Genomic DNA, 13,197 nt, shown 5'->3' on the forward strand with positions numbered 1-13,197 from the left:
CCAACCGCCTTAAATGACTGTTTATGTGGCAAACAAGCAGCAGCATTTGAAAAGCCGGCCCAAAATGGGCTGGCTTTTCCCGTTTTAGAACTACGGCCCCACGCCAAAATCACAAAAAATTAACAGTGTAAATTCCCCGTTTCGGCCCTACCTTGCGCATTCCGCGAGCGTGCCCGGCTATGAAAGTATCTACTGCTGAACCTTTTCAAATCGTCTACTCCCTTTTCGAACACGAGTGCCTGGGGCACCTGTTTGCAGCCTACGTGGTGCAGCTGGGCCCGCGCGGGCAGCTTACCCTGCAGCACCAGACGGTTTCGGGCAAGAACGTGCACGAGTTTGCCGCCGGCCTGGACGCGACTGATTTTGAGTTGGTAGCCCTCTGCGACCAGCTGCAGCAGGAGGCCATTGTGAAGGAATTCTGGCCCCGCAAGATTGCCACGGCCGAGTTCTTCCTGAAAACCTACCACCCCGAAAAAGGCGACAAGCCGCTGCAGGAAGCCATTGCCCGACAGGTGCAGGCCCGCATGGGCGCGGTGCTGGCCCGGCTGGCCGGCAAGCAGGTATTCATCATGGGCCGCGACGGCGAGCCAACCTGGAAGGAAATCGGCATGGCCCCGGCCAAGGCGTCGATTCTGTTCCACTTCCGGCGCAACGAGGAGGGCACGCATTACTTCCCCACCATTCAGTACCAGGGCCAGAAGCTCGATTTTCAATACAAGGATGCGGTGCTGGTGTGCCTGCAGCCGGCCTGGCTGCTGCTCGGCGATTTGCTCTACACCTTCCGTACCGAGGTCGACGGGCGCAAGCTGCTGCCCTTCCTCAAGAAGAAGTTCATTGTGGTGCCGCGGCAGGTGGAAGAAAGCTATTTCCAGAAATTTGTGGCCCCGCTCATGGAGTCGTTCGAGGTGCACGCCCGGGGCTTCGACATTCGCTCGGAGCGGTTTGTGGCCCGGCCGCTGCTCACCTACACCGATGCCGTGCCCGCCCCGCCGCTGCCCGAAGCGCCCGTGCGCCCGCCCGGGCCGCCGCGCCGGGGCCGCATTCCGCAGCCCAAGCCGGTTGCGCCCCTGCTCACGGGGGCCGAAACCGAGCAGATTCACTTCGAGCTCAGCTTCCGCTACGGCCCGCACCTGATGCCGCTGGGCACCAACAAGCCCGTGAGCGTGCACCTCGAAAAAACGCCCGAGAGCTACGTGTTTCACCGCCTGCTACGCAACCCCGAGCAGGAGCAGGCCACCGTGGAAGAGCTGCGCGCCCGCCAGCTGAAGGTGGAAAACGGCCAGGTAACGCTGCCCAAAGGCGAAGCCTTTAAATGGCTGCACGACCACACGCCCGAGCTGACGGAGCTGGGCTACACCGTGGAAGCTGCCACCACGGCCATCAAAAACTACTTCATCGGCCCGACCAGCGTGCAGGTGGGCATTCAGGAAGCCGGCGACTGGTTCGATGTGCGCGGCACTGTGCGCTTCGGCGACATTGAGGTACCGTTTATCCGGCTGCGCGGCCACATTCTGCAGCGCCGCCGCGAGTTCAAACTGCCCAACGGCCAGATTGCCATCATTCCCGAAGAGTGGTTTACCGATTACCTGGAGCTGTTTGCCTTCGGCGAAGAAACCGCGGAGGGGCTGAACCTGCGCCGCCACCACCTGGCCCTGGTGGCCGACCTGCAGAGCAACGAGCTGGCCACCGTGCGCATGGGCCGCAAGCTGGCCAAGCTGCGCGATTTTGCCGAGGTAGAAGACCACCCGCTGCCCGCTGGCTTCCTGGGCGAGCTGCGCCCCTACCAGAAGGCCGGCTACAACTGGCTGCGCTTTGTGCAGGACTACCAGTTTGGCGGCTGCCTGGCCGACGACATGGGGCTGGGCAAAACCATTCAGACGCTGGCCATGCTGCAGCAGCGCAACGAAAGCGGTGATAACCAGAATGCTGCTTCGTTGCTGGTGCTGCCCACGTCGCTGGTGTATAACTGGCAGAGCGAGGCGGCCAAGTTCACGCCCGGCCTGCGCGTGCTGGCCTACACCGGCACCTACCGCGACAAAAACCCTGACCGGTTTGCCGACTACGACGTGGTCCTCACCAGCTACGGCATCGTGCGCTTGGATACTGAATTGCTGGCCAGCTACAAGTTCGACTACGTGATTTTAGACGAGTCGCAGGCCATCAAAAACCCGTCGAGTACCACCTCACAGGCGGTGCGGCAGCTACGCTCACGGCACCGGCTCATCCTCACAGGTACCCCGGTGGAGAACAGCACGATGGACTTGTGGTCGCAGATGTCCTTCATAAACCCCGGGCTGCTGGGCACGCAGGCATTTTTCCGGAAGGAATTCCTGAAGCCCATCGAAAAAAACCAGGATGAAAGCCGGACCAAGCGACTGCATGCGCTGATTAAGCCATTCATCCTGCGCCGGCACAAGTCGCAGGTAGCCAAGGAACTGCCCGCCAAAACCGAGCAGCTCAGCTACTGCCCGATGACGGAGGAGCAGGCCCACGCCTACGAGGAAACCAAGAGCTTCTACCGCAACAAGATTCTGCAGAACCTGGACGAGCACGGGCCAGCCAGCACGCAGTTTTTGCTGCTGCAGGGCCTCACGCGCCTGCGGCAAATTGCCAACCACCCGCATTTAGCTGACGAGCACTATACCGGCGAGTCGGGCAAGCTGCGCGAGGTGCTGCGGATGCTGCGCAACGTGGTAGCCGAAGGACACAAGGTTTTGGTATTCAGCCAGTTTGTGCAGCATTTGTCGTTGGTACGGGCTGCGCTCGATGAGCGCCAGATGCCCTACGCCTACCTCGACGGCGCCACCCGCGACCGCAACGGCGAAGTGGCGCGCTTCCAGGAAGACGAGGAGTTGAAAATCTTCCTCATCAGCCTGAAAGCCGGCGGCGTGGGCCTGAACCTGACCGCCGCCGACTACGTGTTCATCCTCGACCCCTGGTGGAACCCCGCCGTGGAGGCCCAGGCCGTCGACCGTGCCCACCGCATCGGGCAGCAGCGGCCGGTGTTTACCTATAAGTTCATCACCCAGAACACGGTAGAGGAAAAAATCCTGGCGTTGCAGCGCCGCAAGCTGGCGCTGGTGAGCGAGCTTATTGCCACCGACGAGGCCGTGATGAAGCACCTCACCCGCGCCGATATCGAGGAATTGTTGAGTTAACTCACTTTTTGCGCAGCGCCTCTGGCCCCTGCCCCTGCCCGGCTTCCCTGCCGGCCCGGGCAGGGGCCTTTTTGTTGGGCTGGAATCACCGACGGCCAGTTCGATTGAGGCAGCCTTGAATTTAATTATTCTTGCATTTACTTGAAATATATCTTACGTTTGTTGCCCGACCGGTGCAGGCTCTGCTTTTCACTTTTATTCTGCTGAAACGCCTTATTGGTCTACCTCTCACGCCATTAATAGTGCGGTTTCATGCAGCTGGTGCATACAATCAGACAGTTGAGCAGCAGCACGGTTCGGGCCGGGGCACTCCTGGCCGGGTTGTGGCTGACCAGCACGCCTGCACCTGCCCAAACGCGGGGCCGCCAAGCCGTGCCCACCAAGCCCACGGCCGCCCCTACCGGCCAGCCAGCCCCTCTGGCCCCCGCCAAGCTCGAAGAAGCCCTGCGCATGCTACTCAAAGCCGATTCGGTGGCGACGCTTAAAGGACGCAAGCTGGGGGGAGCCGAGTCGCAGGGCCTGGTGCTCGACCAGGCCCTGACCAAATTGGGGCATGATTTCTACGACCAGTTCTACAGCACTTTCGAAGCCCCGATGGGTGTGGTAGACTACAACATTGTGGTGGCTGAACGGCCTGCCCGCGGCAACTCGGCTCTGGTGGTGCTGACGGTGAACGACACGGAACTGCTGGAACTGCCCCTGCCTACCCGCGCCGACCAGATGGAAGAAATTGTTTCGGCAGCCGTGGAATCGGCCCAGGAGTTTCTGCAGGAAGCCCTGAACACCAGCCGCCAGCTCGAACAAGGCCACCGCCTGCCACCCGAGCAGTACTAGCGCATTTTACGTCTTAATTCATTCCCACCTTTTCTGCACGCTCATGAAATCTTTTTTTACCCTGCTGCTGGCATTGCTGCTGGTTGGGCTGGCCCACGGGGCCCAGGCCCAGGACATGGTGTACCAGCCCAAAAACCCGGCTTTTGGCGGCGGCAACCCGTTCAACTACTCGTGGCTGCAGGCCTCGGCCACCGCCCAGAACACCATTCCGGACCCGGTGCAGCCCACAACCGCCCAGGACCCGCTGGCCCAGTTTGCGACCAACCTCAACCAACAGGTACTGGCTCAGCTCACCAACCGGCTCATTACCTCGCAGTTCGGTAGTGGAGCCATCCGGCCCGGCACGTACACCGTGGGCGGCTACCAGGTGCAGGTGTCGCAAGGCACCTCGGGCGTGGTGGTGCAGGTAACCGATACCGGTACCGGCAACCAAACCATCATTACCATCCCCAACGGGCTGTAGCCGGCTACGCTTCCGGCTTGGTATTTCCTTAAGCTGGCCCCGGCACCTGCCCGGGGCTTCGGTCGTTCCTTCTTCCTTTTTTCTGCAATGAAATTACCAAAACTGCGCCGGCTGGGGGCTACCCTGGCCTTGCTGCCCGCGCTGCTGGCCGCCTGCACTCCTTACCTGCACCAGCACCTGCTGGCCACGCAGCCGGCCCGCCTGGGGGCCGAAATCGCGGCCAATTCGCTGTGGCGGGGCCTGCCGGCCCCTAAAACGAAATCGGTGGTGGCGGTTTATAAATTTCGCGACCAGACCGGCCAGTACAAGCCCCAGGAAAACGGGGCCAGCTTCTCGACGGCCGTGACGCAGGGCGCCACCACCATCCTGCTGCGGGCGCTGGAAGAATCGCAATGGTTTGAGCCCATTGAGCGCGAAAACCTGGGCAACCTGCTGAACGAGCGTAAAATCATCCGCTCGACCCGCGAGGAATACGCCGCCCAGACCGGCAAGAAGCAGCCGCCGCTGGCCCCGCTGCTCTTCGCCGGCATTATTCTGGAAGGCGGCATCGTGTCGTACGATTCCAACATCCTCACCGGCGGGGCCGGGCTGCGCTACTTCGGAGCGGGCGCGTCGGGCCAGTACCGGCAAGACCGGGTGACGGTGTACCTGCGGGCCATCAGCACCAACTCGGGCAAGATTTTCAAGACGGTTTACACCTCCAAAACCATTCTTTCGCAGCAGGTCGATGCCAGCTTGTTCCGGTTTGTCGACTTCAAACGTTTGCTGGAAACCGAAACCGGCTTCACCTACAACGAGCCCAGCGAGATGGCCGTGAAGGAAGCCATCGAGAAAGCGGTGGTCGCGCTTATCTACGAGGGATTTGCCGAGCGGCTGTGGGCCCCGCGCGACTCGACGGAGTACACCGGCTACGGCATCCAGAACTACCTGTATGAAAAGAATCAGAACCTGGGCATCGACGTGCTGGGCCGCGAAATGAAGCTGCGCCGCTCGCCGCTGGCCCTGGGTGCCAACGTGGCCGTGCAGGAATATTCGGGCGACTATGCCAACCCGCTGCGTCGCCCGGGCGCCGAACTCACCCTGCACTACCAGACGACAAACGCCACCAGCCTGTTTCTGAATGCGGGCCGGGGCCAGCTGGCCGCCGGCCTGGGTGCCGCCGCGCTGCGCCAAACCCTTAACTATGCCGAAGCCGGCGTACAGTACCGGCTGCTGCCCTTCGATAACTTTACGCCCTACCTGCTGCTGGGCGGCGGGGCCGCGCGGCGCACCACCCCGCTGGCCGATGCCCCAACGGTATTGCCCTACGCGGTAGCCGGCGTGGGGGGCGAATACCTGATTACGCCGCACCTGGGCCTGAGCGTGGGCGTCGATAACCACTATTTCCTCAGCGACCAGCTGGACCGGCTCAGTGCGGGCCGCTACAACGACTACTACTGGAGCGGCCGGGTAGGCGCAGTGCTGTACTTCGGCAAAACGGCGCAGGAAAAAGCCTTGGCCAAACAAGCCAAATCGGCGGCCGAAGCGGCGGCTGAACAACAGAAAAAGGCCGACGGAAAATAGCGAGTTTTAAATGTTTGATGAATTATTCATATTAAAAACTGCTTAAATGACTTAAAAATCAACTTTTATCATTATTGCGATAAATATTTTAAATATTTTTTCAATCACCTATTGACATTCTTATTTTGAATAGTATCTTTGACATGTTCTTCCGGAGAGAGCTAGTTCACACCCCCAACCTTCACATCCTCATTTTTCTCACTTTCCCTTTTATGAAAACTCTGCAAAAACTTACCCTGATGGCTTTTGCCATTCTGTCGGCCGGTGCCGCCAATGCCCAAACCCAGTGCAATAACTGCACGCCGCCCACCATCGTGCAGCCTCCCGTTGGCCAGCGTCCTCCCTGCCCCAGCTGCGGCACTACCACTACGTTCGACGCGGCTGCCCGTCTGGCCAGCATTGGCTCGCAGCCGCTGCCCAACGTTTCGACCATCAACTCTTCGTCGGTGTACCAGCGCGGCACCAACCAGTTCGCTTGTGTAGAGCAGGTATTGGGTGACAACGTAGCTACTCTGGTGCAGGATGCCGGTTCGACCACCGCCATCGGCCGCAACGATGCTTACCAGTCGCAGTACAACCCCGGCTTCACCGACAACCAGATGTATGGTGCCCAAACCGGCAACAACAACCTGTTGGTGCAGCGCCAGCACGGGGTGGGCAACTACGCCCGGGCTGAGCAGAGCGGCAACCGCAACATCGGTGCCCAGAGCCAGGGCGATGCAGCCACCGGCGACTCCAACACGAGCTACGCCATGCTGCAGCAGTCGAGCAGCGACAACGTAGCAGTGCAGTACCAGCGCGGCACGACCAACTTGTCGGATGTAGCTCAGTACAACATCGGCGGCAACTGGAGCACCACGACCCAGCTGGGTTCCAACAACTCGGTGGTTGTTAACCAGCACTAATCCCTTCCGGATGGCCCGCGGCACTTGCCGCGGGCTTCATTCTGGTTTCTGCCGGGCTTCGGGCATGCCTCCGGACATGCCCGAAACCCGGCAGAACTGGGTTTAGCCCCTTCCACTTTTTCTTCCAGGCCATGAAAACACTTCTTGTTCTGAGTTTGGCTTTGGGGGCCGCGACGTCGGCATTGGCCCAGGGTCAGGGACGCGGAACGTCGGAAACGGCCCCATCGGCCGCGCAACAGGTAGTCGAAGAAATTGGCCTCGACCGGCTGACTTCAACTACCAGCGCCCTGCGCCCGGCCGATGCACGCAACCTGAGCGTGCTGCGCCAAACCGGCCAGGGCAACCAGGCCACTATCGAACAGGTGAGCCAGGGCAATGGCATTAACCAGGCCCTGATTGTGCAGGCCGGCAATGCCAACATTGCCGACTTTTACCAGTACGGCAACGGCAACGAGGCCAACCTGACGCTGCAAGGCAACAACAACACCAGCACCGTGGACCAGCGCGGCAGCAACAACACCTTTGACGGCCGCATGGTGGGCAACCGCAACGACGTGGACGTGGTGCAAAACGGCCAGAACAACCGTGCCACGCTGGACGTGGCCGGCAACAACCGCCGCTACCCCGTGCTGCAGGTAGGCGACAACAACCAGCTGACGCAACGCGAAGCGGCTGGCACCACCGCTCCTCAGGGCTACGGCGTGGAGATGCGCGGCAACGGCATCCGGCTCACCATCGAGCAGGGCCGTGCCACTCCGTAATCTTTCCGCCCGCTTTTTTTTCTGTTTTTTGCTTTCCCAGTTTTCGGCTTTCCCACCGTTCTTCTTTCCGAGCTATGAAACGCGTCCCGTTGGTGCTGGCAGCTTTATTGGCGCAGCCCGGCGGGGCGTTTGTGCAGGTACCGGTGCCACCCTGCCAGGCCCGGCTCGAGCTCACGCAGCACGACCAGCTGCTCACCGTGGCCGGGCACTGCCGCAGCACGGCGCCCGCCCCGGCCCACTACCGCTACCAGCTGCTGGTGACGCGCCAGAGCCGGGCCGGCCGCTCGCAAAACAGCCAGGGCGGCGAGTTCATGCTGCTGCCCAACCAGGATTTGGTGTTGTCGCAGGTGCGCGTGAGCGCGCTGGCGCACGATGAATACCAGGCCAAGCTGTTGATTTTTGACCTGCAGGGGCAAATCGTGGCGCGCGACTCGGCCGGCCAAGGCACGGCGATGCATTAATATTCCCGCTTTTTCTTATCTTTCCTCCCCTTTTTCTGCATCTTTCCTTTCCTGACCATGAGAATTGGTTTATTGTTGCTCACTGGGTGGGCGTTGGTGCTAAGCGCTCTGAGCGGCTGTGAAGACGCCACGGTCGAACCAACTACTTATGGCAGCGTGGACGTGACGGTGCTCGATGCCCGCACCAACCAGCCCCTGCCCAATACCGGCATCAGCACGAACCCGGCCACGGGCTCGTACGTGACCGACGCCCAGGGCCATATCGCGCTTACCCAAGTGCCGGCAGGGCTGGTGGCAATTTCGGCCCGACGTACGGGCTACGTGGCGGCCACTACCAACGTGAACGTGACGAGTGGGCAAACGCAAAACGTGGTGCTACAGCTCGATAAACCCAGCAGCACAACTCCGCCCAATGCCCCGGTACGCCCCGCCCCGGTTAGCGGCGCTACCGGCCAGCCCACCGACGTGGCCCTGAGCTGGCACCCCAACGGTGCCACCCGGGCCGATTCGCTGCGCTACGACGTTATTCTTTTCGAAAGCAACAACCTGAACCAACGCACCCTGCTTTCCAATTCGAAAGACACGGTGGTGACGGCCACTGGCCTGCTCTACAACACGACGTACTACTGGCAGGTAACGGCCCGCAACACCGGCGGCGCCAGCGCCCGCAGCCCGGTGTGGAGCTTCCAGACCGGGCCGCTGCCCGACAACCGCTACCTGTTTGCCCGCACTTCGGCGGGCAATACCGACATCTACTCATCGGACAACGCCGGCGGCAGCCTGGTACGGCTAACTTCTTCGGCGGCGGTGGAAACGGCCCCGCAGCTGAGCCCGCTGCGCGATATTGTGGCCTACGCTTCGAACGCGACGGGCCAATACCAGCTGTATACGATGAACCGCGACGGCTCGAACCAGCGCCAGATTACGGCGCTGTCGGCCGAAGGCTACAGCAACGCGGGCGTGGGCTACCGCTGGTCGCCCGACGGAGCGCAGCTGATTTATGCGCACTACGACCAGCTGTACCGCATCAACCGCGACGGCTCGGGGCTGACGCTGCTGGCCACCGCGCCGGCCGGCCGCCACTTCCGCGAGTGCGACTGGACGGTGCAGGGCAACCGGCTGGTGGTGCAAACCATCGGGGCCAACCCCTACGACTCGGAGCTGTACCTCTACAACGCGGACGGCACCAACCCCGTGCTGTTCGTGAGCAACCTGCCGGGCCGCGTCGACTCGCCCAGCTTCAGCATCGACGGGACCCGCGTGGTGTACACGCGCGACGTAGCCGGTTTCAACAGCGCGACGGGCCGGCAGCTCGATGCGCACCTGCTGATTCAGCGCGTCGATGGCACCGGCACGCCGGTCGATATATCGGCCGGCAACGCATCGATGAACAACAACAAGCCGGCCGGCACCAACGACCTGACCCCGCGCTATTCGCCCGACGGCTTCCGGCTGATTTTTGTGAACCGCGTCAACGACGACCTCAGCCCGCCTGAGCTCTGGACGGTGAACCTCGATGGTACGAGCCGAACCAAGCTGTTCAGCAACGCCTTTTTGCCCGACTGGAAATAAGCCGCTGAACCAAGGGCCCGCGACCGGGTTATCAGGGCCATGCGCGTTGTTCTTCGTACCCCTGTTTCGCAAGCACCGGCCGCGGTGATGGCCGGTTTCACCCGCGACTTGTTTGTGGCGCTGGCGCCGCCGTTTCCGCGGCTGCGGGTGCGGCGCTTCGATGGCTGCCGCACCGGCGACCAAGTGGAAATTGAGCTGGACACGCTGGTGAAGCGCCTGCCCTGGACGTCGCTGATTGTGGATGACGGCGTGCGGCCCGATGGCACGCATTTTTTCATTGACGAAGGCCAGATTCTGCCGACGCCGCTACGCTACTGGCGGCACCACCACCGCATCGAGCCCGGCCCCAATGGCGGCAGCGTAATCGTGGATGATTTGGAATACCGCACGGCTTCGCGACTGCTTGATGTGCTGATATATCCGGCTATGTGGGCGCAGTTTGCCTGGCGCAAGTCCATTTACCGGCGCTGGTTTCGGTAGCAGCCCGGCCTGTCATTCCGACGCAGGAGGAATCTGAGTAAAACCGTCCAAATAGATTTCCCAGATTCCTCCTGCGTCGGAATGACAGGCCGGGGTAGCGCGGGGCCGTACCTTTGCGGGCCTATGCCGAATACCACCACCATCGTCCTCAAGAACGGAAAAGACCACAGCCTGCGCCGCCGCCACCCCTGGGTGTTTTCGGGCGCCATTGCCCGCGTGCTGGGCGAGCCCCGCGAGGGCGAGCCCGTGCGCGTAGAGGCCATCAACGGCGAGCTGCTGGGTGTGGGCCACTTCTCGGGCGGCGGCTCCATTGCCGTGCGCATGCTCGACTTCGGCCCCGAAGCGGAACTGCCGACGGCTACATTCTGGGAAGACAAGCTGGGCAATGCCTACCGTCTGCGCCAGCGCCTGGGCCTGACGGGCACCGCCGACACCAACGTTTTCCGGCTGGTGCACGCCGAGGGCGACGGCCTGCCGGGCCTCATCATCGACGTGTACGGCGACACCGCCGTGGTGCAGGCCCACAGCGTGGGCATGTATCGGGCGCGGCCCGAAATTGCGGCCGCGCTGCGCGTGGTGTTCGGCGATAAGCTGCGCGCCATTTACGACAAGAGCGCCGAAACCGTGCCCGGCAACGCCGTGCCCGATGCGCAGAACGGCTACCTGTTCGGCGAAAGCTCGGGCACCGAGCACGTGGTGATGGAAAACGGCCACCAGTTTGCCGTGGATTGGGAAACAGGCCAGAAAACCGGCTTTTTCATCGACCAGCGCGACAACCGCGCGCTGCTGGCCCGCTACTCGCCGGGCCGCAAGGTGCTCAACACCTTCTGCTACACGGGCGGTTTCTCGGTGTATGCGCTGGAAGCTGGCGCTGAGCTCGTGCACTCGGTCGATTCCAGCAAAAAAGCCATTGCCCTGACCGAGCGCAACGCCGAGCTAAGCCACCACGCCGACCGCCACGCCGCCTACCCCGACGACGTGCTGGGCTTCCTGAAAAACCACTCGGCCCAGTACGATTTGCTGGTGCTCGACCCGCCGGCGTTTGCCAAGCACATGGGCGCCCGCCACGCCGCCCTGATGGGCTACAAGCGCCTGAACATGGCCGGCATTGCGCACCTCGCGCCCGGCGGCCTGCTCTTCACGTTCAGCTGCTCGCAAGTGGTGAGCCCCGAGTTGTTCGAGGGCGCGGTGCTGGCGGCGGCCATCGAAGCGGGCCGGCCGGCCCGCATTCTGCACCGCCTCACTCAGCCCGCCGACCACCCGGTCAGCCTGTTCCACCCGGAAGGCGCGTATTTGAAGGGGCTAGTGCTGGCGGTAGAGTAGGCGCGTTTTGAAAACAGCAGGCGGCGCTTCGGAGCAGACGGAAAACGTCTACTTCGAAGCGCCGCTTTATTTTTGGCGGCTTCGGCCAAACTTCTCCCCCCGTTGCGGCGGTTAGCAGTCCAGTGTTCAAGAAAAAGAAAACCACCATTGCGCCTTCCCGCCAGCCCGTGGCCATCATCGGGGCGGGCATTGCGGGGCTGGCCACGGCGGCACGGCTGGCGGTGGCCGGGCACCCGGTTACGGTGTTTGAGGCGGGGCCCACGTTTGGGGGCAAAATGCACCAGTTTGCGCTGCCCGGCGGCTACCGCTTCGATGCCGGGCCGTCGCTATTCACGCTGCCGCAGCTGGTGGACGATATTTTCCGGCTGGCCCACCGCGAACCCGCCGACTACTTCCGCTACGAGCGGCTCGACCCCATCACGAACTATTTTTTCGCCGACGGCACCCGCCTCACCGCCTGGGCCGACGCGGCGAAATTCGCGGCCGAAGTGGAAGAAAAACTAGGCACCCCGGCGGCCGACGTGACGCAGTTTCTGGCCCGGGCGGGGAAGGCGTACGATGCCACGGCGGGCACGTTTCTGCACAAGTCGCTGCACAAGGCGGGCACGTATTTCAGCCCCGAAACGCTGAAGGCCGTGGCCGCCCTGCCGCAACTGGGCCTGCTGGGCACCATGCACCAGCGCCACGCCAGCGCCTTCGGCCGCGACCCGCGCCTGGTGCAGCTCTTCGACCGCTACGCGACCTACAACGGCTCGGACCCCTACCAGGCGCCCGCCACGCTGAGCATGATTCCGCACCTGGAGCACGGCATCGGGGCTTTTTACCCCGAGGGCGGCATCTACGCCATTGCCGAAAGCCTGCACCGGCTGGCGGTGGAATTTGGGGCGAAATTCCGGTACAATGAAGCGGTGGAGGAAATCATCATCGCCGACGGGCGCGTGACGGGCCTCCGCACGGCGCAGGACGTGTACGACTTCGGCCAGGTGGTGAGCAACATGGACGTGGTGCCCACCTACCGCCGCCTGCTGCCTCGCGAGCCCGCGCCCGAGCGCACGCTGGGTCAGCCCCGCTCCTCCTCAGCCCTGATTTTTTACTGGGGCATCCGCCGCGAGTTTACCGAGCTGGGGCTGCACAATATCTTCTTCTCGGAGGATTACAAGGCCGAGTTTGACGCTATTTTCCAGCAGAAAACGGTGGCCGACGACGTGACGGTGTACGTGAACATTACCTCCAAGAAGACGCCTACCGACGCCCCGGCCGGCCACGAAAACTGGTTTGTGATGGTGAACGTGCCCCACGACCAGGGCCAGGATTGGGCCGCCCTCACCCGCCAAACCCGCGCCGCCGTGCTGCGTAAGCTGCGCCAGGCCCTGGGCACCGATGTGGAGCCGTTCATTGCCACCGAAAAAGTGTGGACCCCGCCCGGCATCGCGGCCGATACCTCGTCGTTTGGCGGGGCGTTGTATGGCAGCTCCAGCAACAATGCGCTGGCGGCGTTTCTGCGGCACCCGAATTTTTCGGGGCGGCTCGAAGGGCTGTACTTTTGCGGCGGCTCGGTGCACCCGGGCGGCGGCATTCCGCTGTGTTTGCTGTCGGCCAAAATCGTGGCTTCTCTCATTGATAGTTAAAAGTTAAAAGTTGAGAGTTAAAACAGATGCGTAAAACGAGGGCGTTTTA

At 62.3% G+C, this 13,197-nt stretch carries 11 protein-coding genes; all 11 read left to right on the plus strand.

Annotation, left to right across the window (positions count from 1 at the left end):
* Positions 1 to 179: 179 nt before the first annotated feature.
* The 11 genes from MON38_RS11785 (at position 180) to crtD (ending at position 13,148) form a co-directional block, all read left to right on the plus strand.
* Complete coding sequence (locus MON38_RS11785; RefSeq protein WP_241936367.1) at positions 180 to 3,158, plus strand: DEAD/DEAH box helicase; 2,979 nt, start codon at positions 180 to 182, stop codon at positions 3,156 to 3,158.
* 261 nt (positions 3,159 to 3,419) lie between these two features.
* Positions 3,420 to 3,992, plus strand: coding sequence for a CsgE family curli-type amyloid fiber assembly protein (locus tag MON38_RS11790; RefSeq protein WP_241936368.1), 573 nt, complete (start codon positions 3,420 to 3,422; stop codon positions 3,990 to 3,992).
* Positions 3,993 to 4,035: 43 nt separating this feature from the next.
* Positions 4,036 to 4,455 (plus strand): curli production assembly/transport component CsgF, encoded by a 420-nt coding sequence (locus MON38_RS11795; protein WP_241936369.1) that lies wholly within the window; start codon positions 4,036 to 4,038, stop codon positions 4,453 to 4,455.
* An 87-nt stretch (positions 4,456 to 4,542) separates the two neighbouring features.
* The gene (locus MON38_RS11800) at positions 4,543 to 6,018 is read left to right on the plus strand and encodes a CsgG/HfaB family protein (protein WP_241936370.1); all 1,476 of its coding nucleotides are present in this window, start codon (positions 4,543 to 4,545) and stop codon (positions 6,016 to 6,018) included.
* Positions 6,019 to 6,230: 212 nt separating this feature from the next.
* Positions 6,231 to 6,923 carry a hypothetical protein gene (locus MON38_RS11805; RefSeq protein WP_241936371.1) on the plus strand — a complete coding sequence of 231 codons (693 nt, stop codon included), beginning with the start codon at positions 6,231 to 6,233 and terminating at the stop codon, positions 6,921 to 6,923.
* Positions 6,924 to 7,054: 131 nt separating this feature from the next.
* Positions 7,055 to 7,684, plus strand: a complete 630-nt coding sequence (locus MON38_RS11810) for a hypothetical protein (RefSeq protein ID WP_241936372.1) — start codon at positions 7,055 to 7,057, stop codon at positions 7,682 to 7,684.
* A 74-nt stretch (positions 7,685 to 7,758) separates the two neighbouring features.
* A complete protein-coding gene (gene csgH / locus MON38_RS11815; RefSeq protein WP_241936373.1) occupies positions 7,759 to 8,145 on the plus strand; it encodes a curli-like amyloid fiber formation chaperone CsgH in 387 nt (128 codons plus the stop codon).
* Positions 8,146 to 8,202: 57 nt separating this feature from the next.
* Complete coding sequence (locus MON38_RS11820) at positions 8,203 to 9,717, plus strand: carboxypeptidase-like regulatory domain-containing protein (protein ID WP_241936374.1); 1,515 nt, start codon at positions 8,203 to 8,205, stop codon at positions 9,715 to 9,717.
* Between the two features lie 39 nt (positions 9,718 to 9,756).
* A complete protein-coding gene (locus MON38_RS11825) occupies positions 9,757 to 10,197 on the plus strand; it encodes an SRPBCC family protein (protein ID WP_241936375.1) in 441 nt (146 codons plus the stop codon).
* Between the two features lie 123 nt (positions 10,198 to 10,320).
* Positions 10,321 to 11,520, plus strand: a complete 1,200-nt coding sequence (locus MON38_RS11830; protein ID WP_241936376.1) for a class I SAM-dependent rRNA methyltransferase — start codon at positions 10,321 to 10,323, stop codon at positions 11,518 to 11,520.
* 122 nt (positions 11,521 to 11,642) lie between these two features.
* Positions 11,643 to 13,148: a 1-hydroxycarotenoid 3,4-desaturase CrtD gene (gene crtD / locus MON38_RS11835; protein ID WP_241936377.1), complete on the plus strand. Its 1,506-nt coding sequence runs from the start codon at positions 11,643 to 11,645 to the stop codon at positions 13,146 to 13,148.
* Positions 13,149 to 13,197: the final 49 nt, after the last annotated feature.

This window comes from Hymenobacter cyanobacteriorum (assembly GCF_022631375.1).
In the GTDB taxonomy this organism is placed as follows: domain Bacteria; phylum Bacteroidota; class Bacteroidia; order Cytophagales; family Hymenobacteraceae; genus Hymenobacter; species Hymenobacter cyanobacteriorum.

Excerpts from the sequence above, each read along its gene's own strand:
- MON38_RS11785 (WP_241936367.1), top strand. The coding sequence starts at position 180 with ATGAAAGTATCTACTGCTGAACCTTTTCAAATCGTCTACTCCCTTTTC.
- MON38_RS11795 (WP_241936369.1), top strand. The coding sequence starts at position 4,036 with ATGAAATCTTTTTTTACCCTGCTGCTGGCATTGCTGCTGGTTGGGCTG.
- MON38_RS11800 (WP_241936370.1), top strand. The coding sequence starts at position 4,543 with ATGAAATTACCAAAACTGCGCCGGCTGGGGGCTACCCTGGCCTTGCTG.
- MON38_RS11805 (WP_241936371.1), top strand. The coding sequence starts at position 6,231 with ATGAAAACTCTGCAAAAACTTACCCTGATGGCTTTTGCCATTCTGTCG.
- MON38_RS11810 (WP_241936372.1), top strand. The coding sequence starts at position 7,055 with ATGAAAACACTTCTTGTTCTGAGTTTGGCTTTGGGGGCCGCGACGTCG.
- csgH (WP_241936373.1), top strand. The coding sequence starts at position 7,759 with ATGAAACGCGTCCCGTTGGTGCTGGCAGCTTTATTGGCGCAGCCCGGC.
- MON38_RS11820 (WP_241936374.1), top strand. The coding sequence starts at position 8,203 with ATGAGAATTGGTTTATTGTTGCTCACTGGGTGGGCGTTGGTGCTAAGC.
- MON38_RS11825 (WP_241936375.1), top strand. The coding sequence starts at position 9,757 with ATGCGCGTTGTTCTTCGTACCCCTGTTTCGCAAGCACCGGCCGCGGTG.
- MON38_RS11830 (WP_241936376.1), top strand. The coding sequence starts at position 10,321 with ATGCCGAATACCACCACCATCGTCCTCAAGAACGGAAAAGACCACAGC.